Source organism: Pseudovibrio ascidiaceicola, assembly GCF_900114245.1.
Lineage (GTDB): Bacteria > Pseudomonadota > Alphaproteobacteria > Rhizobiales > Stappiaceae > Pseudovibrio > Pseudovibrio ascidiaceicola.
On record NZ_FOSK01000007.1, the window covers coordinates 288,778 to 310,553 of the forward strand.

The window sequence follows — 21,776 nt, forward strand, 5'->3', positions numbered from 1 at the left end:
AAAAGAGAAGACATAATAGTTGTCCCTTAATAAGAAGAGTTGGGACATTCCGGATTAAATTCCCGGAGTTACAGAATTGCATCATGCACTTTGAATAGTCAAAGCCTGTAACGGTTAGTAAGACTTACACGCGAAACTTACGTCAAGCTGATTAAATATAAGATTTTACGAAATACAGGCATTATTTCATCCTTGACGAGATCAACATAAATATCAGCGCAACGTGGACACAGATTGAAGGCAGCAATTCTCACAAAAGACTTCAACGCAGCAAAGACGACGTCAATAAAAACAAGAAAAAGGCCCCGGCGATTAACCGGGGCCTTAATGCTTCTAAGGTTCTCAGAGCTTTCCGACTTAACGGAACAGGCTGAGGATGTTCTGGGAACCAGAGTTAGCGATAGACAGAGCCTGAATACCAAGCTGCTGCTGAGTCTGAAGAGCCTGCAGACGAGTGGATTCAGCATTCATGTCTGCATCAACAAGCTGACCGATACCACGATCAATTGCATCAGACAGGTTGCTTGCAAACTCTTTCTGCATGTCAACGCGAGACTTAGCAGAACCAAGCTCAGTTGCTGCATCGGTGATTGCAGAAAGCTGACCATCAACAACGTCGATGTACGCAGCAAGAATACCGTTATCTACTGCATTGTTACCGAGCGTAGAGATATCCAAGTCCAAGAAGGAAATTGGGTCAACGCCGGCACCAGCTGTTGCACCAGAAAGAGTTTCAAGCTTAGCCGTTACTTGCTCAGCGAGAGTAGTGGTACCACCAGGAATCGCAGCAGTCGCATCGAAAGTCGCTTTGTCTGCATCAGAAAGCCCTTCATAGTACTTCAAGATAGCAGCTTCAGTCGCCTTACTGATGATACCATCATCACCACCTGCGGCAGTAACTTGCAGTGTATCAATATCCGTACCGGTACCATAAGCGACAGTTGCAACGCCACCTGCCAAGTTTTCCGTCAGGATACCTGTGTTATCACCTGTTGTACGCGTATCAACCAAAACAGTTGTACGTGTGTCAACAACAATGTTCTCAATCTGCGTGTTACCAGCTGCATCACGCGTGAAAGAACCAGCGATCTCTTTGTTGAGAGCATCTGTAGCCATGTCCTGCTGCAGCCAGTTCTCACCGGAGAAAGTTGCAGAAGAGGCAATGGTTTCAAGCTGCTTTTGAAGCTGTTCAACATCCGCCTGGATCTTTTCGCGATCAACAGTACCGTTGGTTGCTGCTGTCAGTTTGTCTTTAATCTGGCTAACGATGTCAACTGTCTGATCCATAGCAGTGAACGCTACATCAACAGTCGCAGCACCAAGACCCAAGGAATCTTTTACAGCAGAAAGAGCTGAGTTATCAGACTTCATGGTTGTCGCGATGGACCAGTAAGCCGCATTGTCAGAGGCATCAGCAACACGCATACCTGTAGAAATGCGGTTCTGAGTGGTTGCCATGCTGTCGTTGATACCACGAAGAGTGGTCAACGCTACCATTGCGGAGGAATTGGTCAAAAGAGAAGACATAATAGTTGTCCCTTAATAAGAAGAATTGGGACATTCCGGATTAAATTCCCGGAGTTACAGAATTGCATCATGCACTTTGAAGCTCAAAGCCTGTAACAGAACTTAACGATGACTCACAAAGCTTACGCCGAACTGACTCACTAACTTAGGTAAGAAAAAAGCCCCGAAACGGGGCTTCTCGTGGTTAAATTTAGGTAAACGATCTTATTAAACCGCCCGTCAACAGATACCACCCATCAATCAAGACGAAGAACAGCACCTTGAAGGGGAGTGAGATGACTGTTGGGGGGAGCATCATCATGCCCATGGACATTGTAATTGTTGCAACAATCATGTCGATGACGACAAAAGGCAATGCGATGAGGAAACCGATTTCGAAGCCGCGTCGTAGTTCTGAGATCATGAAGGCTGGAATGAGGACGCGGAGGTCGAGTTCTTCGATGGGCGCGTCTTTTTCATAGTTGAACGCGCTAACTGCGAGATCATCGAATAGAACTAAGTCTTTTTCGCGGACGTTATCCAACATAAACCGCCGGAATGGCTTCGTCATTTCCTCGTAGGCAACTTCTTCGGTGATTTGCTCTTTGATCAGTGGTTGCAGACCATTTTTCCACGCGGTGTCGAATGTTGGTGCCATGACGTAGAAGGTCATGAACAAAGCGAGGGAAATTAGGATAATGTTTGCTGGGGTCGTTTGCAGGCCGATGCCGGAACGCAAGAACGACAAAGCAACAACGAAACGCGTGAAGCTTGTTACCATGATCAAGATCCCAGGCGCTAACGAGAGCACCGTCAGGATCATGACGTATTGGATAATCCGGCCACTTGCAGACGCCTGCCCTGCTGGAAGCAGATCACTCAGGTTAATATCCTGAGCCGAGGCCGGAGCGACCCAAAACAACGCAAATAAACTCAAAAAACCCGTAATAAACGCAGAATAACGCATTATTGAATCACCACAGATTCAAGGACGAGTTCCTTGACGAACTTTCCACCGCGCATCTTTGCGCGCTCGTTGAGATCATCACGCAGGCGCAGCAAACCACGAGTGCCTTCGAGCTGGCGCGGTCCCAATGTACGAGCGTAAAGCAGCAGATCCTGTTCTACTTGCTTAACCAGCAAGGAGTGATCCTGTTCTTCTATTCCGCGCTGCATCAAAACGACTGAGGCTTCGATGCGAATCCAGTTCTTTGAAGACGATAGCAGATTGGTCACGATTGGCTTCAACGAGACAATCTGACTGCTTTCTGTGTACTCCGGATTGATCAAAGCGCCGCTGTTGGCCTTTTGCTCTTCCAGATATTTGCCGTGCACCTGGTCAACCAGCGTAGAGCCGATTCCCATACCGCCAGCACTTGCGACGGCAGTCACCACAATAGCAGCGACTGCAACGCCCATCCAAGAGTTCTCGGAGGCAGGCAACTGTGGCTTTGGCAACTGTGGTTTAAGAGCCATAGAAGCCTCCTTTAGAGCGGGCTAATGATATCAATGACTTGCTGACCAATACTTGGTTGCTGCATTTCCGTCACGCGGCCACGGCCACCGTAGGAAACACGTGCTTCAGCGATCTTGTCATACTCAATGGTATTTCGACCTGTGATGTCTTCAGGACGTACGATGCCAGCAACGGACAGAACGCGAACCTCATAGTTCACACGAACTTCCTGTTGCCCGGAAATGATCAAGTTACCGTTAGCAAGTACCTTGGTCACGACAGCTGCAATGGAGAGTTTGATCTCTTCACTACGGTCTATTGCACCCTCGCCTTTACTGCTTGTCTCGCCAGTACCAGAGACACTCACATCAGCTTCTCCAGAATCAACACCAGCCCACGAAAACGCCCCTTTCAACCCAGTAGATCGGGAAGAGTCACGCGATCTCTCGCTTGAGTTATCCAGCTTGGCTTTATCATTGATTTTGATCGCGACGGTAAGTACATCACCAATTTGCTTTGCGCGAGGATCGCGGAAGAAATCCTGTTCACCATCGGCCCAAAGCCCGTGATAAGCACGATTTGAACGACCACTGCTCTTCGCTGGAGTTGCTGGCAAGTTTGCAACATTTGGCTGAAGCCCCTGCCCCAACGGGGTCAGATGCGGCTCCTGGCCAACGTTTTTCATAGCATTACAGCCAGTGAGCGTAATTGCGGCGAGAATGCATACCAAAGTGCGCTTCACTGTGAAACTCCCATACTTTGCTTCGCGGCCTTTCGAGCTGTAAGTTCTGCCATCAGATCAGTAAGATACGCTGCGCGTTCCGAAGCCAACTCAGCAAGCACCGAACTGGCTTTTCGCGCCTTCATCTGGAGAAGAATTGAAACGGCCGTTTCATCGTCCAAAGACGTCAACTGCAGAGCGGCTGCATCCGGGCGCATATTGGCATAGATATTAACGACATGCCCTTCGGCTCTCTGCAGAATTTCATCACGACGTTTCACCCACATGCGCAACTCAGCGATTTTAGCGTCGAGTTCCGTAATCTTGGCTTTCATCTGATGTTCAACATCGAACAAAGCACGCATCTGCCAAGCAATCCGAGCATCTTTTGCCTGATCGGCAATCGCTTCGCAGTAGTTCTTGGCCTGCTCAATTGCGATAGTCAGCTCTTCCGTCTCGGTTTCGCTTGTCTGCGCACTTGCGCTTACAAGCGTCATGCACAAACCGAGAGATACCGCGGCACACTTAAGGGGAAAGAACTTCTTCTTAGAGAGCTTTAGGAGAGGCATTACAACTCAGTTCCAATAGGTTTAGCGGTACATTGAAGCCACAAGCTTGCCCGTGGCTTATCCAATTGCCGTGCGGTCTTATTTGACCACCAGAGTTGCCTGGAGAGCCCCTGCCTGCTTAATCGCCTGAAGGATCGCGATGATGCCACTTGGCTTCAGACCAATTCGGTTCAACCCTCTGACCAGAGTTTGCAAATCAGTTCCACCAATCAACTGCAACTGACCATCTTCCTGAACCACATCAATATCTGTACGCGGTACAACAGTCGTTTCGCCTTGCTGTGCAAATGGTGATGGCTGCGAGACTTCAGGCCGCTCAGAAACGCGTACCGTCAGATTGCCATGCGTCACAGCAACTGTTGAAATTCTCACATTCTGACCGATAACGACGGTACCAGTACGCTCATCCACAACCACTCGTGCTGGTGTATCTGGCTGAACCATCAAACCTTCAATCTGCGAAATAAAACGGACGGAACTGATACCTGCAGGGCGTTGAACCTGAACTGATCTGTAATCAAGCTCACTCGCGAGCTTAAGACCATAGCGATTCAGTGAGAACGCGTTGATCGCATCCGTTACTCGTACAGCGGTTTTAAAGTCTGGATTTTTAAGCTCTAACACCAGCTGTGGCAGTGAAGAGAAGTAATCAGGCAGCGTTTTTTCAATTAAAGCACCATTTGACACACTTCCGGCGGTTGGAACACCTTGCGTCAAACTACCAGCATCACCTGCTGCTGCGAAACCAGATACAGAAACAGAACCTTGAGCCACAGCATAGACGTTGCCATCAGCCCCCATCAATGGCGTCACAAGAAGCGTTCCGCCCTGTAACGATGCGGCATCGCCGAGTGACCCGACAGAAACATCAATACGGGCGCCATTCCCAATGAAGGGAGGCAACTCGGCAGTCACAACAACCGCCGCTACGTTTCTTGATCTTAAGTTAGACTCTCGAACGTTCACTCCCATGCGCTCAAGCATGGATTGCAAGGACTGCTCAGTGAACGGAGAATTCCTCATGGTATCGCCTGATCCATTCAGACCAATCACAATACCATAACCGACAAGCTGGTTAGAGCGCATTCCGCGCAGATCAGCTATATCCTTGATGCGGACAAGTGCGGAGGCACTGTCAAACGATAAAAACAAAGCAAGAAAAGCAAGATATATTGCCCCCAGAGAACGGCTTACAGAACGCACGGTATTATTCCCCTTCAGCCAGCAAAGATCCGTTTTCTTGCACTTTGCCTAAAACACTTAAACCTGTATCAGGGTTCTTAGCCCTGATATTTGCACCAATTGCCCCGGACTCCAGCGCCTCAACAATGGCGCGGATTTCCAAGCCTTCTTCTTTAAAAACCAACAGAACAGATGAGCCACGTTGCACAACAACTGGATCTTGAACCGCGTTTTTTGGAATTGGCTTTCCTGGAAAAAGGGTACGGCGCGCTTCCAGCCCAACCACATCTTGCATTCGACCTACAATCGAAAGCTGCGCAACCGACTTCTTGAAGAACCCGTGCTCACGAAGCATACCTTCTTCGATCTTATCACCCGGATAAATCATCATGGCCGGCACTGGAAGCTTTACAACTTCGCGCCGACCCGCCGCTGATGCCGCTGTCAAAAACAACGGCACGCAGCACACTAGCAATGCCAGTCTATGCAGGCGCTTGGAAGCACTCATCACCGCGCCCTAGCGAATGCCTTTGGAGACAGTTCCAGCCATGTCATCGGCTGCCTGAATCACTTTGGAGTTCATCTCGTATCCGCGCTGCGCGCTGATCAAGCTTGTGATCTCTTTAACAGGATCCACGTTAGCGCCTTCGAGATACCCTTGACGAATAACACCAAGCGCACCTTCACCAGCAATACCAGCATTAGGTGCACCAGAAGCTATTGTTTCGCGGAACAGGTTGCCACCAATCGCCTTTAGGCCAGCATCGTTCACAAAGTTAGTCAGGTTCAGCTGACCTATGCTCGTAGCCGGGTTTCCGTCAGCATAAGTAGCAAACACTTCACCACTTTCATTGACAGTAACTTTAACAGCCTCAAGCGGAACAGTAATACCAGGCTGAACCTCATAACCATCAAGAGTTACAAGAGCCCCCTCACCGTTCACGTTGAATGCACCGGATCGCGTAAAGAGCGCTTCACCTTCAGGGCCGATAATTTCAAACCAACCCTGTCCATCGATCGCCAGATCAAATGCGTTATTGGTTTGCTGTAGCGCGCCTTGAGAATGCAACTTACGAACCGCAGCAGTTTTCACTCCAAGGCCCTGCTGAATCCCCTCAGGAACAGGCGCAGCACCACCACGATTAGATACACCGGCTGCACGATCCGTTTGATAAAGCAGATCGGAGAACTCAGCGCGAGACGCCTTAAAGGCAGTCGTATTCATGTTCGCGATGTTATTGGAAATAACTTCAAGATTTTTCTGCTGAGCAGACATACCTGTCGCAGCAATAGCAAGAGCCTTCATAAGGAAAACCTTTTCTCAAAAACTTAAATACTCATACGAGAGAATTCTTGATAGGCTTCAACAACCTTATCACGCACAGCTACTGCGCTCTTCAAGGAAAGCTCTGCCTTCATTACGGCCTCGACCACTTTTTGAGCCGAGACTTCGCCGCGCACTGCCGCAACAGATGTTGCTTCAGCCGTTTTCAAATCGCCTGCAGTTTCACGAACCACATCAGCCATAGTGTCAGCAAAGCTGCCCTGAACCTCTTGGGCCGCCTGCGCATTCTGCGCTCCGCCCACCAAGTACTGACGAGTACGAGCAACAGACGAAACATCATTTACCCCACTGGTAAAAGTTGAAACACGCGACACTGAACTCAACGCCGAAAGATCCGCCATTACCTACTCCTCAGCAAATCGATTGTACGGGTAATCATTTCTCTGGATTTGACCATCATCTGCAGACCAGCTTCATAAGAACGCGAAGCTTCTCGCATGTCCGCCAACTCAATCAGAGTGTTTACATTTGGATATTTTACGTTGCCATTCTCATCTGCCGCTGGATGCGACGGGTCAAACTCAATACGGTAATCACCTTTATCCGTACCGATATTTTTAACCTCGACGAGATTAGCACCAAGCGCGCGATCCACCTCACTTTTGAAGGTAATCGTCTTGCGCTGATAAGGATTCGCTCCTGGAGTATCGCCAGTCGACTGAACGTTGGCCAGGTTTTCCGAAACAACGCGCATACGCTGTGACTGAACCCTCAAACCTGAGGAGGAAATTTTTAATGAAGCGACAAGTGGATCAATCATAATATTTATCTTCCTAAGCTGCTCTTCATCAAGCCATAGAAGGACCCAACGAGCTGAGTGTTAAGCGAGTGCTGACGAGCAACCTCACCTGACTTGATCAACTCTTGCTCTAGGGAAACGGAGTTATCTGAGACGGTAACTTGCCACGCCTCACCACCCTTCACCCGCACACGACGGGCATTGGTTCCATCTTCACTGATATGACCCGACTGAGTAGCAGCCATCTGAATGCTGGTTTTATCCAGGATGTCCTTAAAAGGCTCGACATCCTTACTTGCAAAACCAGGAGTATCAACGTTCGCGATATTTTCGGAAATTGTCGACTGTCGCACTGACAACCAAGAATTTTGCCGCGAAACCAAACTAAAAAGATATACGGGCTCCAAAAAATCCACTCCGCTACAAAAACTGCTAAAAGTGGATAGCAGTGCAATCTTGTCCGTAGCTGGCGGAATCAATATTTCCGGAAAAAGCAAAAAAGATATACTTGGTTAGTCAAGTATATCTTTTTATCTTAAAATTTTAGGTAAATAGAAAATTAATATATTGCTTAATAAACAACAGATGCATCCGCAAGCGCTGTTTCCAGCCTTTTTGTATTTTCCTGCGGGTCTTCAGAAGGCTGTTCAAATGCAATAAACTTGACATCAACTGCCGAATTTAATGCAAGCAAAAACAAATGAAACATGACACTCACACCGTTATTTACAAACTTCATATGCAAGCAAACTGTCACATCACCGTTCCAGTTCAAATCGATTGACGATGTCCCAGCATAGGTGAGTGTCTCGGGCTTAAAATAGAGTTCAGACGAAGATTCCAGCAAGTCAGTGAGATTAGCAGCTTCGTTTGAGAGAATATGGCGAGCTAGGGAAGACAGATCGCATAGCCGTAACTCGGCTGCGATTGGCTTCATAGCGTTTGCAATCAATGCCTCGCGCAAAACATCTTCAGATTTTGCAGGCAGGTTGTTTTTCTTCAATTCGGTCTTTGTAGACAAAATACCCTCTTAAGGCAGAAACGCGCTTCGACAAAGTCTTTAGCGCTTTAAATAAACATATGAAATAATTTCTGCTACCGCTCGATAATATTCCTCTGGAATACTCTGATCTATCTCTACGGCGGCATAAAGTGAACGCGCGAGTTGTCGATCTTCTACAACTGGAACATCATGAATATAGGCCAGTTCTTTGATTTTCAGTGCAATCAGGTCCTGCCCTTTTGCAACAACACGCGGCGCTTGTTCGCCCTCACGCTCATAATACAGCGCAACAGCAAAGTGGGTGGGGTTCGCAACAACAACAGTCGCATCCTGAACAGATGACATCATGCGCTTGCGAGCCCGGTCACGAGCGAGAGAGCGCAAACGCGCCTTGATAAGCGGATCACCCTCTGCCTGCTTAAATTCGTCCTTCAGCTCCTGGTGAGACATGCGCAAATTCTTACGCCACTGAAACCGTGCCAGAACCAAATCGAAACCAACAAGGAAGATGGTTGCGACGCAGATACCGGAAAGCAAAGTCATCGCAACAGACAAAATAAGCTGAGGCACCTGACTTGGGTCGCTGTACATCGCTGTCAATGCAACCGCTTGCTGCGATTTCAACACAAGCGTAGCAACCACAATCACTGTCACCAGTTTGAAGAGAGACTTCACAAACTCCATAGCGCCATTGACGCTGAAAAGTCTGCCCAGTCCCTTTTTCAAGGAAATCTTGCTGAGCTTCGGCTCAATTCGGTCCAACACCAAACGCGGCGTATTCTGCATAAAAGAGGAAGCCAAGCCAAAGAAAATCAATATAGAAACGATCGGACCAAGGAACCAGACAAGCTGGAAAGCCACAGCAGACATCAACTGCAGAGGCTCCGCCGCACTCACAAACTGGATTTCGCCCGGATTATCCAAAAACCACTTAAGGAAATACACCAGGCCCTGCGCCTTATCGACAGCGATAAAGGAAAGCACAAGAAGAAGCGCAAGCATCGAGGCAAGCACAGATGCTTCCTTGGAGACTGGGATATTCCCTTTCTCCAAGGCATCACGAACCTTCTTCTCCGTGGGTTCCTGAGTTTTACTGTCGGGATCCTGGTCTTCAGACATGAAACCTGCCGCTTCTCAAGATGGTTTGACAAACTTAAAAAGTCATAGGGAAGCGTTAGACGTAGACTTCTTCACCACGCCCAATCTCAAGGTCGATCTCACCCGAATTTGCCTTTTCAAGGGCAAGGTCAGTAATCGCCCGACGCGCATCCATCACTTCACGCTGTGTCATAGGCTCACCGGAAGCCAGATCGTTCTCAACGATCCTGCGGGCACGAGACGCCATACTTGCAAGAATTGCCTGGCGGAACTCTGGGTTCGTTCCCTTAAGAGCTGCAGTGATAACTTCACTGGTAACATCATCAAAGATTGCAGTTCTGGTACGCAGATCCAGGTTCTGGATATCATCGAAGGTGAAGAGCAAGGCATCGAGCTGTTCTGCAGATTTTGGCAGAGCTTCACGCAGATTACCCAGCGTATCTTCAAGATCATCACGTTCCATTTTGTTGAGAATATCTGCCATACGAACGTGGGAATCTGTACCCACTGTTCTTGCAAAGTTCACCATGAAGTCTTCGTGCAGAGTCTTCTGCACTTCCTCCATAACGTCCTCAACAATAGGCTTGAGTGTCAACATACGACGGACGATCTGATTACGTTTTCTACGCGGGATCTGGGAAATCACTCGCGCAGCACCACTTGCGGAGATCTTTGACAAGATCACTGCTGCAGTTTGCGGATGTTCTTTCTGCAAATACGTAGAAAGAACGTGCTCCGAGATTTGCGAAACCTTGTCCCAGATGGAGCGTTTGGAGTAGCCCATCACGTCAGACATAATTTCGGCGACCTGATCTTCTGGAAGAATACCTTTCAGAAGACTCTCGGCCCCTTCGGCTGTACCGAACAGGTTTACACCACCTGAGAAGAGCTCGATGAACTCTTCAATCAGTTCATCGAGTTCACTAGCAGGAACTGTGCCCAGATCTGCGGCGGCCCGAATGATCATCCGCATTTCGTCATTGTCGAAATGCTTTAGAACACGGGTTGCCTTGTCACTCCCCATAGCCAACAGCAGAGCTGCTGCTTTCTGATGGCCATTTTTTCTGGAAATGACGCTTCCCATTTCAGCTGGAACAACACTGTTCATTCTCTACGCGCCTCGGATACACATATAAAATCAAGCACAGCTCTTGTGCGGCTAGTTGTAGCTGCCTTTTGCGCCTACAATCTCAGTCAGAGACACACCAAACCGCGAGTTATCATCTTCAACAACCACGATCTCGCCACGCGCTACAGTACGGCCATTTACGACAATGTCGACAGGCTCACCAACTCGGTGATCCAGAGGTATAACCGCGCCGCGACCAAGCTTAAGCAAGCTGGCTACAGGCATAGTCGCAGACCCAAGAACAACCTGCATATCAACCGGAATACCAAGAACAGCGTCAAGATTACGGTCGACGTTCTCGTCGCTCATACCCTTTTCAGGCGCTGAAGTCGCTGGCTGGGCTGCAGCAGAAGGCGCAGCCATATCCATATCCATCTCGGCTTCAGAAGCAGCAGCTTCCCATTGCAACGCGAGGGCTTCATCACTCATTTCATTTGAGCTGCTCATTGCGGATCATTCTCCTTCTCAGGACTTTCGTCGTCCTTTACATTTACAGATCTGAATGTGGCGCTCTGGCCGAAAGAAACTTTTCTGACTCTGACATTCTGGTTATCTATTGCAGATACTGCAGTATTTTCTTGATTACCTGCCGGTGCAGGTTTACCCATTCCGCCAGCTAGCAACAACGCGGCGGTATTGGACGCGGCACTCGTAACAGGCTTTTGCTTTGCCTTAGTTGTAGCAGGCTTTGCAGTACGACCCGAACGTCGCCCACGCTCCCCACCTGGCCTTGGCGGCGCATCATTCATACTGATGCCGACTTCATCGCTTTTCTTGCTCAACCACTCAATATGCTCCTGGAGCGCTTTCATTTCTGTTTGCGCCTGAAGGATCACACCAGAGATATCGACAGTAGCTTCACGAGCCTCATCAATCCGCTGCCCAAGATTACTCAGGATCTCCTCACCGCGAACCCGGATTTCCTGCAAGGACAAACCAATGTTGTCCATTGCCTCCGAGGTCTGGTCAAAAATCCTTTGATACTCTTCATGATAGCCGGAGAGCCGCTTTAGCTGTCGGTACATGACAACGACGCGCCATGTCGTAACCAAAAGAGCAAAAAGTAAAAATCCGTCAATTAGATAAGATATCATCGAGAAGTTCCCCTTCCTGCTCGATCAACTCTTCAACGCGTACTGTGTAAGACCCTGCAACCTGACCCAGGCGACAGTTAAACAACGGCTGACTGTTACATTCGAGCTGAACGGCAGTTTTTGGAGTAGCATTCAACTCAAGAACAAGACCAACCTCGAACTGCGCAACCTCTTCGAGAGTCATGCGCTGCTCTTCAAGAATCGCAGTAAGTTTGACTTCGGTACGTTGAACTTCCTGCTGGAACTGCTTGGTCCAACGCGTATCGCGACCAGCAACTTCGCCTGACAGCACTTGCGTCAAGTTTTCACGCAGCGGATTGAGAACCGATTGAGGGATAATGATAAAAATCTCACCTTCCCGCCCGATGATCTCCGCAGTCATTTTAGCGAGCACGCACGGATTACTCTTCCGACCCGTTTGTGCAAACTCCATACGGTTCTCAAGGCGCTCCACCTTCAACGAGGTATCAGCAATCGCCTCAAACGCGGTTTCGAGCGCAGTAGCTGCTTCCTGGAACATCCTGTAGGCAAGTCGCTGCTCAACATTGGTCAAAGCGCGATCTTCAAGAAACGCCTCTTCTTCACCATCTCCACCGAGCAGAACTTCAACCATGGAGAAGATGAAAGTTCGGTCGAACCCGAGCAAGATACGAGCATCCCACTCTTGCGCGTGAAGAACCGCAACAACTGCGCGATCTTCATATTGCTCAAGAGCATCACCAATACGCTCGTTAGAAACCGATTGAACCGCCAAGTAAGGCGCGGTTGCAGCCATCTGCCGAAGTGTATCGATGTACTGCCGCGCCATGCGATCAAAGACCACATGAAGCATCGGAAGACGATCAACACCAAGACCAGCTGCGTCCAACAAACGAGAAGGCAAATCTACCTTCGCATTCTGAGCACTGATCACCTCATCATTCATTTCCAGCTCTTGAGGCTCCATCAGGCTTCACCTCCAGCAGTTGACGTCACCGGACCAGCATTCATCGTTTCCGCCTCAACCTCATCAATTGTAGGACGATCATCTGCACCGATGGTTTTACGGCCATGCTCCAATGCAATCTGGGGCGCAGCACCATTCATGAATGCGAGCAATGTCTGCTTCACTTCGATATAAAGGCGATAACGCTGTTCACGGATGGACTTAATTTTCACCGCCACCGGACTAACAATACCGTAGGACAAAAAGATACCGAGGAACGTACCAACGAGCGCAGCACCGATCAGACTACCAAGAATTTCGGGCTCCTGATCAATCGCCCCCATCGCCTTCACGATACCAAGCACCGCAGCAACAATACCAAGAGCAGGTAATGTCTCTGCAACAATACTAAGAGCTTGGTACGGCTTCATTTCCTCACGACCGAGAGTATGCAGCTCTTCATCCATCAATGCTTCAATTTCATGAGGACGAACATTACCGATGATAATGAGACGAAAGTAATCGCAGATAAAACTTGTCAGAGACACGTTCGCGAGCACCCTCGGAAAGCGCTGAAACAATTCAGAATCATCAGGATTATCAATGATCTGCTCAACATCATTACGACCCTTCGCACGAAGGGTTCTCATAAGACCGTAGAGCACACTTAGCGTATCCAGATGGTCACGCTTTTTTGGCTTTGCATTCAACAAAGCTTCATGAATACCGCGCCCGGTATCCTTAATCGTCTTAAACGTATTCGCCACCACGAAGGTACCGAAGGCAGCTCCTCCAACAATCAGCAGCTCAAAAGGTTGCCACAGCACCTTCATATAGCCACCCATTGCAACATAACCACCAATTATGGATCCAATAACGATCACGAGGCCAACTAGAATATTCAATTTGCGCTCCACACACTTACCGGACAAGCACTTTTCTTATTTTGTGGTAGCGAGACTTACTTGTCCGAAGCTGGCGTAGAGAAGCCAAAATCTGAACAAACATCCGTACAGCTTCAGACAAGCCCTAAAGAGCATTCTCTTGAAGCATTTAAGTGTAGATAGGTTTGCTATGATCAGCACATTAACGCGATATGCCATTCCGACTTGGAGCATGGAGACGCTACCGGGATGCCCAACTATGGGCGCCATAGAGGAGCGCGAACCACAAAAACCTGCGGAAAATATCAGCGGCAATAGCTTGATCGGATTTGGAGTCTAAATTAATGGTTGTCCCTTCTCTTTATGTCTCCCTTTCCGGGCAGATGGCCCTTGAGCGTCGTCTTGAAACTGTTGCCCGAAATGTAGCTAACATGGAAACTGCTGGCTATCGATCTACAGAAGTAAAATTCGATAGTCTTGTTAAGAGCCCCGGCAAAGATCCAGTCTCTTTCGCATCCACTGGAGAAAACTACATCTCGACACAGGCCGGTGCGATCAAACAAACTGGCAATTCTCTTGATGTTGCAATTGATGGCAACGGCTGGATGGGCATTCAGACCGGAAATGGTGTTGCATATACTCGAGATGGTCGCTTCCAGATTGGCGTTGACGGCATCCTGAGGAGCATCGAAGGCAATCCAATTCTTGATAGTGGAAATGCACCAATTATCTTGGACCCACTCGGCGGAGCGCCAGAGATCGCTAAGGATGGCTCTATCTATCAAGAAGGCCGTCAGGTTGGCGTCCTTGGTCTTTTCTCCATCCCTCAAGATGCCAAGCTGAGCCGCGCAGGAAATTCTGCTGTCATACCTGATGCGCTCGCTGAACCAATCGCAGATTTTACAGAGAATGGATTTGCACAGGGCTTCGTGGAAGGCTCTAACATTAATCCAATCTCAGAGATCACCAAACTCATTACCATCACACGTGCTTTTGAAAGCACAAACTCGATGATGCAAAGTGTGGAAAGCATTCGACAGCAGACCATACGAAAACTTGGAGAGGGCTAATGGCTGTTAATCCGGTTCAAGCAATTTCTGGCACTTCGGAAGATACTCGCGCCGGAAGCACCTCCAACAACACGAAGGCCTCATCCCCCAAACCTTTTAGTTTTGGGGAGCTGCTTGATATCATCAATCCATTGCAGCACATACCCGGCGTAAATACTCTTTATCGAGAGATTACAGGTGATGAGGCTTCTGTTCGTTCTCGCATTGCAGGCAGTTCACTTTACGGAATGATTGGTGGCCCACTGGGGATGGCGGGTCTTGTCGCTGGGAATCTCGCCGAAATGAAAATTTCTGGAGTACTGGACGCCGAGAATTTAGCAACAGAGAAGGCTAGTGCTCTCAGCACTATTGAGAAAAAAATAAACACAAGCCCACCTGTGCCTTCGCCTGCATCAGATATGATTTCCTCACTGCAAAGAGGCACGCCAATTATACCTGTTCAATCCAAGGAAATTCCACCGCTTTTTGGCAACATTGCGTCTGCTGAAGCCATTTCCATGGGAAGCAAAGACAAGCTTATTGAAGCTCTGACGGGTAGCGTGGAGAAGGAAGAGAAGACTGCCTCTGCTTTAGACGCATCGACACTTCCAACAGTTGATAAACTATCCCAGGATGCTCGGAACTTGCTGCCAGAAGATTTACTCAAGCAGCTACAAGAGCGGCATCGCAATACCATTGCACAAAGCTAACACTTCAAAAGGCTGTTTATGACCGCCCTTGCGCGCATTCAGGAACTTACCGCTCAAATTCCATCAAGCTCATGGAATATTGAGATAAGCGGAACCCTCTGTGAGGTCACCCCTAATCATCTTAGAGTTAAGGGCCTTTCAGGTGGCGTTAATTTGGGAGACCAAGTCTCCTACATGAGCAACAACGGTGAAGAATTTGGAGAAGTTATCCGAATTGAACCTGACAGCGTGCTTGTGAAGCCCTATGCCTCCAGATCTGACCTTGGTCTTGGGATCAAAGTGAAGCGTTGCGGCGAACTTAGCTTTTATCCGGACAACAACTGGCGTGGGCGCATTATCAATGCGTTTGGGCAACCGATCGATGGCCTTGGTTCAATGACTGAAGGACCGTCACTGGCTTCATTTAATACCCTCCCTCCTCCGCCAGTTCACCGTGCGCGCGTTAAAGACGCTGCCTTGACTGGGGTACGAGTGCTCGACCTCTTTACACCAATCTGCCATGGTCAGCGCTTGGGCATTTTTGCCGGATCTGGCGTGGGTAAATCAACGCTGCTCTCTATGATCGCACGAAGTAACTCTTTCGACACTGTCGTTATCGGGCTTATCGGCGAGCGTGGCCGTGAAGTTCGTGAGTTCGTCGAAGAAACACTTGGTGATCAACTCTCCAAATCAGTGGTGGTGGTCGCTACAGGCGATGAAAGCCCTATGATGCGACGACTTGCTCCTAAAACAGCAATGACAGTTGCCGAGCATTTCAGAGATCAAGGCCAATCCGTGCTACTTATCGTTGACAGCGTTACCCGCTATGCGCACGCTCTACGCGACGTGGCACTGGCAGCTGGAGAGCCCGCTCTTTCTCGTGGCTATCCACCGAGCGTTTTCTCCGAACTTCCTCTCCTCCTGGAGCGTGCAGGCCCTGGCATCGAAGGAAGTGGTATGATGACCGCTATCTTTTCTGTGCTGGTTGATGGCGATGACCACAATGACCCTGTCGCAGACAACATCAGAGGCCTTCTGGATGGGCATGTCGTTCTGGATCGGCATATTGCTGAGGAGGGTCGATATCCGGCCGTAAACGTCCTCGGCTCCATCTCGCGACTTGCACAGAGCTGCTGGTCCCCTCAGGAACGTGAGCTCATTCTGAAACTGAAGGCAATGATTGCGAAATTTGAAGACACCAAAGATCTACGTATGATGGGCGGCTACAAAGAGGGTGTAGATCCCTTGCTTGACCAAGCAATCGAGGTAGCTCCAAAGGTCTACAATGCGCTTGTACAAGGCTTGGACGCCCCTTCAAGCCAAGATGCTTTTACTGAGCTGGCCCAGCTTCTGTAGTGCAAGATTGTGATTGTGAGATCCGAACAACAAAAAAGGCTGCTCAAGCAGCCTTTTTTGTTGTTATAGAGAATTAATTATATAGCCAAGGTAACGCTTTGAATCGATGGGATCATACCCCATCTGAGTGCGTAATTTCTTTCGCAGCTTACTGATGTGACTTTCGATTACATTCTCGTCTACTTCACTTTCAAAGATGCCATAGACAAAGTTGTAAATCTGAGTTTTCGTCAGGCGACGCCCGTTATTCTGCGCAAGATACTCTAGGATACGACGCTCGCGGCGTGGTAGTGCCAGTGTCTTGCCTTTGATCTCAGGATCTCGTCCATCAAAGTATACCGTAAGATCACCCAGTTCGACATTAATGCTTTGGTTCGTTGTCCTGCGCTTGATTGCGTTGACACGCGCAAGTATCTCTTGCGGATGCACCGGCTTACGGACAACATCATCTACACCAGCAGCAAATAACTTCAGCGTCTGTTCCAAAACCGGACTGCTATTCAGAACCAATACCGGTTTTTGAGAACATCTACGGCGGATAATCTGCGGGAACTTTTCACGCTCCCCTATCTCACCAATCAGAATAGCTTCGACAGCCTCAAACTCAGTATCAGGTGCAGTATTTAACCAATCCCGAAAGTCATCCGGACTAAAGCCACTTGTCGAAATACCTTCTCGCTCAAATCCAGATGCATACCCATCGGTTACAAGCTGTTGTTCATCAACAATTAAATACATAACCCCAACCCATTCATTCCCAAATGAATATATCGCTGGTAAATCAGTGAAACACATTCTGTCAATTTCTCTTGAAGAATTTTTACCTTCGACACCAAGTAAAACCTCACCAAAAACTATAGTAATTATAATAGAAAATAAGAATAAACTTTACTTACAATTTTAACTTAATGCAAAACATAGGTACCGATTTCTGCCATTTTTCGAAATCTTTCGAATTTCAATCTTTATTTCTCATACCCTTATTTTTTGTAGGACAAAAATTCAAAGGCATATTTTTGCCACATCCTCTCCATATTTGAGTTCGCGTCATACGGGAAAAATCCTTGGGATAAACTATTAGCAATTTTAAGTTAGCTACTCTTGGCGCAAGGAGTAGAATCAAAAAGAAGCATTACAGCTGCAGAAAAACGGGCGTACTTCTACTTATTCTTACAATTGTATATCTCATGTAATTTTATCTAAATTAGCACATTAACCATCCAATTCTTAGTAGGCAGCATTTTCCTACTTAGAAAAGAAATGTATTCTCCTAGAACTTTAGATAAATAACAGAGCTATACTCTCTAATACTCGTCACAATTCGACTACAATTTTACCACAATGCGTGTCTTTTTTCGGGCAAGGATACCACGTTATCAGGGGGATATACCTAACTGTGGGATGTGTTTCATCTCAGGTTATGTACTATTGCGTTTCAACTTAAACAAACCTATTTGCACATCCAGAAATGATCGGCTCGTGCAGGAGACACAATGATAATTACAGTAATAGGCAGCGGCTACGTCGGGTTGGTTTCGGGCACATGTTTCGCTGATTTTGGTCATGAAGTCATCTGCGTTGATAAAGCAGAAGACAAGATTGAAAAGCTGAAGAACGGACAGATCCCAATTTACGAGCCGGGTCTGGAAGAGTTGGTTGCCAGTAATGTGAAAGCTGGCCGTTTGAGCTTTACAACTGAGCTACCTGATGCAGTTCGTAAAGCTGACGTCATCTTTATCGCTGTCGGCACCCCTTCTCGCCGCGGAGATGGGCACGCCGACCTTAGCTATGTCTATGCAGCAGCCGAAGAGATCGCAACATCCCTTAATGGCTTTACAGTCGTTATTACAAAATCAACGGTTCCGGTTGGTACAGGGGATGAAGTAGAACGGATTATTCGCGAAGCAAATCCAAATGCTGACTTTGAGGTTGTTTCAAATCCAGAATTCCTGCGTGAAGGTGCTGCAATTAGTGACTTCAAACGTCCCGATCGTATCGTTGTAGGCCTTTCTCATGAGCGTGCGAAGTCGGTTATGACTGAAGTCTATCGTCCTTTGTACCTCAACCACTCTCCAATTCTGTTTACGAGCCGTCGCACATCTGAGCTTATCAAGTATGCTGGCAACGCCTTCCTTGCAATGAAGATCACCTTCATCAACGAACTTGCTGATCTAAGTGAAGCCGTTGGAGCAGACGTTCAGGATGTCGCCCGTGGCATCGGTCTTGATAACCGTATTGGCGCGAAGTTCCTGAATGCTGGCCCTGGTTATGGCGGTTCTTGCTTCCCGAAAGACACACTTGCGCTTGTTAAGACTGCTCAGGACCACTCCAGCCCTGTTCGACTGATTGAAACCACTTGCTCAATCAATGATCAGCGTAAGCGTTCAATGTCCAAGAAAGTGACTGCTGCGATTGGTGGGGATGTCCGAGGCAAGAAAATTGCTGTGCTAGGCCTGACCTTCAAGCCAAACACAGACGATATGCGCGACAGCCCTGCCCTTTCGATTATTCAAGCGCTTCAGGACAAAGGTGCTGACATTCACGCCTATGATCCTGAAGGCATGGAATCTGCTGTGGAACTTCTGGAGGATGTTACATTCGGAAGTAATGCCTATGAGATTGCAAAGGGTGCACATGCTCTGGTTATTGTGACCGAGTGGGATGCGTTCCGCGTTCTCGATTTCAGCCGCCTTAAGGAAGAGATGGCAACACCTGTGCTCGTGGATCTCAGAAATATCTACGGCAAAGACGAAGTTGCCAAACACGGCTTCTCTTACACCTGTATTGGGCGTCCTGACGAAGAAGTCTAATTAATAAAGTCCCGGCGAGTTATATGTTTTGCCGGGACTTTTCCTGCCTCACACAAGCCATGCCCAATTTTTAAGTGCTGTTACCACAGAGGTGACAATTGCGGTTTGCTTTCAACGCACCAATCATGCGAATTTTAATTATCGCGTGGGCAGATTCTCTCAGGGCTAATCCCAAGAGCTTTATGAGCTGAGAACAATCTGCATTTTGGAAGATTGCTGGAGCCGATCCTAGTTGCTTTACAAGCATAAAAACAGACGAGAGCGTATAGCCTCTGGTTGGCCGTGGAACGTCAAAATTCCTCGCGCTGTTACTTTGCTCGTTTGCTTGTGCCTTTCATTCAGCACTTTTTCGCAAGCTTATGCGTTTGAACTTTTCGGATACCATCTCTGGGGTGAGAAGGCAGAAAGTAACGAAGATAGCTTAGCTGGTGTGCCAGACCCGACACCTTACACCGTTGAGTTTCGTGTTGTCGGGGAACATGAAGACCAGCCGAGTGAACTTGAGGAAGAGTTGCAGTCTGTCAGCCTTCTGGTTCACGACGTCAAAAAGCTCCCGTCCGGTGCCAGTGGCGTCCTTGCCCGCGCAACCCAGGACTTTGAACGCCTGATCGGCAAGCTTTATGAAGATGGATATTATGGTGCTTTGGTTCAGATCACCGTAGCAGGGTCTCCACTTAATCAAGCAATCCTTCATCCAGAGAAGATTACAGAACGCCCTATTCCTGTTCTCGTGGAGGTTAACAGAGATGTTCAGTTTCGCTTTGGCAATGCAGATGTAAATTATAAGGGCTCGGCAACAGAAAATGGTCTGGATCTACCCAACGCTCAATCACTCGGCCTTGTAGAAGGAACGCCTGCGCTTTCAGAAAAGGTGCTGGAAGCTGAAAAGCAGGCCATTAAGTTCCTAAAGGATGAGGGCTATCCATTTGCAAAGGTAGGGAACCGACAGTTACTGGCCAATCACGCCAGTCAGACACTCAAAGTTAAGTTGGATATTAACAGTGGACCCTATGCGCGATTTGGTCCGGTTTCTGTAACCGGCACGGTCAAAATGGATCCGGAGTTTGTTCGCAGTTACGCGAACCTTCCTCGCGGTGCGCAGTGGGATGCAAAAGTCATCTCTCACGCACAGAGCAGACTGAGGGATCTGGAAGTCTTTTCCAGCATTCGCTTTGAACCTGATAAGCAACTTGACGAGAACGGTGAGCTCCCTCTGACGATTGTTGTGGCAGAACGCCCCCGGAAAGTCTTTGGAGTTGGGGCCAATTACTCCAGTAACGAAGGCGTTGGTTTTGATGGATATTGGCGCCACCGCAACCTGTTTGGAAAAGCAGAGAGACTTTCCGTTACCGCTGCAGTCGGCCAGCTTCTAGCCGTGGATAACGAACAGATTGAGTATGCTGCGCGGGTCACCTTTGAAAAACCCGGTGCGATTGGACCGCTGACCGCTTTTTCAACCAGCGTTGCTGCCGTCCAGGAAAACCCAGATAACTATCGCAGCACATCATTTGCATATGACGCTTATCTATCCCGCGATTTTACAGAGGCTTTGAGCGGTCGAATTGGTGCAGAAGTCTATTTTGCCAATGAACGAGATGTTTTCGGCCAGAATGATTACTTCCTACTGGGAATTCCTGCAGACCTGACTTACGACACACGCAATGACACTTTGAACCCGACCAGTGGTATTGAAGCAAAATTATTCTTTGAACCAGCCTTTGACGTGCTTGGCGATACCGAGAACCTGTATTCTCAGGGCTCGATTGCCAGCTATTTGCCGATTGTAGGTACGGACCGCGTTGTTTTAGCTGGCCGCGTATCAGCTGGTGCAATTATCGCCCCATCGGTTCAGGATGTTCCTGCTGCGCGGAGGTTCTTCCTTGGTGGTGGGGGAACAATCCGAGGGTATGCTTATAAAAACGTGGGGCCGCGCCTAGATGACGAAGTTACGGGTGGGCGCAGCTTCATGTTGTTTAATGGTGAAGTCAGAACAAGAATTACCGAAAACATTGGTCTTGTCGGATTTGTAGATGCAGGCGCTGCATATTTGACCCAGTTTCCCAACTTCGATGAGCCCTTCAGCGTAGGTGTTGGCGGTGGGGTGCGTTATTTCACACCTGTTGGCCCCTTGCGGCTTGATGTTGGTGTCCCTCTTGAACCTCAGCGCAATGATCCGCCGTTTGCAGTCTATATTGGTTTAAGTCAGTCCTTCTAATCAGCA

23 protein-coding genes and 1 pseudogene are annotated in these 21,776 nt (G+C 48.4%); 5 read left to right on the top strand and 19 right to left on the bottom strand.

The annotated features are described in order from the left end of the window. Positions 1-357 precede the first annotated feature (357 nt). The 18 genes and pseudogenes from BM231_RS15125 to motA all read right to left on the bottom strand — a co-directional run bounded on the left by BM231_RS15125 (position 358) and on the right by motA (position 13,672). Positions 358-1,527 (bottom strand): flagellin N-terminal helical domain-containing protein, encoded by a 1,170-nt coding sequence (locus tag BM231_RS15125; RefSeq protein ID WP_093520643.1) that lies wholly within the window; start codon positions 1,525-1,527, stop codon positions 358-360. Positions 1,528-1,717: 190 nt separating this feature from the next. Further along, positions 1,718-2,476 carry a flagellar type III secretion system pore protein FliP gene (fliP, locus tag BM231_RS15130; RefSeq protein WP_425287817.1) on the bottom strand — a complete coding sequence of 253 codons (759 nt, stop codon included), beginning with the start codon at positions 2,474-2,476 and terminating at the stop codon, positions 1,718-1,720. After that, the gene (locus tag BM231_RS15135) at positions 2,473-2,982 is read right to left on the bottom strand and encodes a flagellar basal body-associated FliL family protein (RefSeq protein WP_063296415.1); all 510 of its coding nucleotides are present in this window, start codon (positions 2,980-2,982) and stop codon (positions 2,473-2,475) included. Before BM231_RS15135 ends, fliP begins: the two co-directional genes overlap by 4 nt. 11 nt (positions 2,983-2,993) lie before the next feature. Continuing rightward, positions 2,994-3,704 (bottom strand): flagellar basal body L-ring protein FlgH, encoded by a 711-nt coding sequence (gene flgH, locus BM231_RS15140; RefSeq protein ID WP_093520647.1) that lies wholly within the window; start codon positions 3,702-3,704, stop codon positions 2,994-2,996. Next, entirely contained in the window at positions 3,701-4,180 is a 480-nt protein-coding gene (locus BM231_RS15145) for a MotE family protein (protein WP_208860389.1), read from the bottom strand. Before BM231_RS15145 ends, flgH begins: the two co-directional genes overlap by 4 nt. Positions 4,181-4,330: 150 nt before the next feature. Continuing rightward, positions 4,331-5,455 carry a flagellar basal body P-ring protein FlgI gene (gene flgI / locus BM231_RS15150; RefSeq protein WP_093520651.1) on the bottom strand — a complete coding sequence of 375 codons (1,125 nt, stop codon included), beginning with the start codon at positions 5,453-5,455 and terminating at the stop codon, positions 4,331-4,333. 4 nt (positions 5,456-5,459) lie between these two features. Beyond that, positions 5,460-5,942: a flagellar basal body P-ring formation chaperone FlgA gene (gene flgA / locus BM231_RS15155; protein WP_208860390.1), complete on the bottom strand. Its 483-nt coding sequence runs from the start codon at positions 5,940-5,942 to the stop codon at positions 5,460-5,462. Positions 5,943-5,951: 9 nt separating this feature from the next. Continuing rightward, entirely contained in the window at positions 5,952-6,740 is a 789-nt protein-coding gene (gene flgG, locus BM231_RS15160; RefSeq protein ID WP_093520653.1) for a flagellar basal-body rod protein FlgG, read from the bottom strand. Positions 6,741-6,763: 23 nt separating this feature from the next. Continuing rightward, the gene (gene fliE, locus BM231_RS15165; protein WP_093520655.1) at positions 6,764-7,120 is read right to left on the bottom strand and encodes a flagellar hook-basal body complex protein FliE; all 357 of its coding nucleotides are present in this window, start codon (positions 7,118-7,120) and stop codon (positions 6,764-6,766) included. Next, positions 7,120-7,536: a flagellar basal body rod protein FlgC gene (gene flgC / locus BM231_RS15170; RefSeq protein ID WP_181952095.1), complete on the bottom strand. Its 417-nt coding sequence runs from the start codon at positions 7,534-7,536 to the stop codon at positions 7,120-7,122. Before flgC ends, fliE begins: the two co-directional genes overlap by 1 nt. Positions 7,537-7,544: 8 nt before the next feature. Further along, a complete protein-coding gene (flgB, locus tag BM231_RS15175) occupies positions 7,545-7,934 on the bottom strand; it encodes a flagellar basal body rod protein FlgB (protein WP_275507200.1) in 390 nt (129 codons plus the stop codon). 155 nt (positions 7,935-8,089) lie between these two features. Continuing rightward, positions 8,090-8,539 carry a hypothetical protein gene (locus tag BM231_RS15180; RefSeq protein WP_208860391.1) on the bottom strand — a complete coding sequence of 150 codons (450 nt, stop codon included), beginning with the start codon at positions 8,537-8,539 and terminating at the stop codon, positions 8,090-8,092. A 39-nt stretch (positions 8,540-8,578) separates the two neighbouring features. Beyond that, a complete protein-coding gene (flhB, locus tag BM231_RS15185) occupies positions 8,579-9,640 on the bottom strand; it encodes a flagellar biosynthesis protein FlhB (RefSeq protein ID WP_063310779.1) in 1,062 nt (353 codons plus the stop codon). A 55-nt stretch (positions 9,641-9,695) separates the two neighbouring features. After that, complete coding sequence (locus BM231_RS15190) at positions 9,696-10,727, bottom strand: flagellar motor switch protein FliG (protein WP_063310778.1); 1,032 nt, start codon at positions 10,725-10,727, stop codon at positions 9,696-9,698. A gap of 51 nt (positions 10,728-10,778) precedes the next feature. Continuing rightward, a pseudogene (fliN, locus tag BM231_RS15195) lies at positions 10,779-11,033 on the bottom strand (flagellar motor switch protein FliN); the annotation flags it as partial. 158 nt (positions 11,034-11,191) lie between these two features. After that, positions 11,192-11,842 carry a hypothetical protein gene (locus BM231_RS15200; RefSeq protein WP_093520659.1) on the bottom strand — a complete coding sequence of 217 codons (651 nt, stop codon included), beginning with the start codon at positions 11,840-11,842 and terminating at the stop codon, positions 11,192-11,194. After that, positions 11,823-12,788, bottom strand: coding sequence for a flagellar motor switch protein FliM (locus tag BM231_RS15205; RefSeq protein ID WP_063310775.1), 966 nt, complete (start codon positions 12,786-12,788; stop codon positions 11,823-11,825). Before BM231_RS15205 ends, BM231_RS15200 begins: the two co-directional genes overlap by 20 nt. Then, a complete protein-coding gene (gene motA / locus BM231_RS15210) occupies positions 12,788-13,672 on the bottom strand; it encodes a flagellar motor stator protein MotA (RefSeq protein WP_093520748.1) in 885 nt (294 codons plus the stop codon). Before motA ends, BM231_RS15205 begins: the two co-directional genes overlap by 1 nt. 323 nt (positions 13,673-13,995) lie before the next feature. Between motA and flgF the strand changes: the two genes are divergently transcribed. Genes flgF through fliI form a run of 3 tightly spaced genes read left to right on the top strand, consistent with a single transcriptional unit; the run spans position 13,996 to position 16,745 of the window. Next, positions 13,996-14,721: a flagellar basal-body rod protein FlgF gene (gene flgF, locus BM231_RS15215; RefSeq protein WP_093520661.1), complete on the top strand. Its 726-nt coding sequence runs from the start codon at positions 13,996-13,998 to the stop codon at positions 14,719-14,721. After that, a complete protein-coding gene (locus BM231_RS15220) occupies positions 14,721-15,410 on the top strand; it encodes a hypothetical protein (RefSeq protein WP_093520663.1) in 690 nt (229 codons plus the stop codon). The genes flgF and BM231_RS15220 overlap by 1 nt, the downstream gene beginning before the upstream one ends. Before the next feature lie 18 nt (positions 15,411-15,428). Continuing rightward, positions 15,429-16,745: a flagellar protein export ATPase FliI gene (gene fliI, locus BM231_RS15225; RefSeq protein WP_093520665.1), complete on the top strand. Its 1,317-nt coding sequence runs from the start codon at positions 15,429-15,431 to the stop codon at positions 16,743-16,745. A 63-nt stretch (positions 16,746-16,808) separates the two neighbouring features. Here the strand turns inward: fliI and BM231_RS15230 are convergent, their stop codons facing one another. Then, positions 16,809-17,483: a response regulator transcription factor gene (locus BM231_RS15230; RefSeq protein ID WP_057466177.1), complete on the bottom strand. Its 675-nt coding sequence runs from the start codon at positions 17,481-17,483 to the stop codon at positions 16,809-16,811. Between the two features lie 755 nt (positions 17,484-18,238). On the opposite strand from BM231_RS15230, the gene BM231_RS15235 reads away from it, so the two are divergent. Continuing rightward, on the top strand, positions 18,239-19,555 hold the full coding sequence (locus BM231_RS15235; protein ID WP_093520667.1) for a UDP-glucose dehydrogenase family protein: 1,317 nt from the start codon (positions 18,239-18,241) through the stop codon (positions 19,553-19,555). A gap of 232 nt (positions 19,556-19,787) precedes the next feature. Further along, positions 19,788-21,770: an autotransporter assembly complex protein TamA gene (locus BM231_RS15240; protein WP_208860392.1), complete on the top strand. Its 1,983-nt coding sequence runs from the start codon at positions 19,788-19,790 to the stop codon at positions 21,768-21,770. Positions 21,771-21,776: the final 6 nt, after the last annotated feature.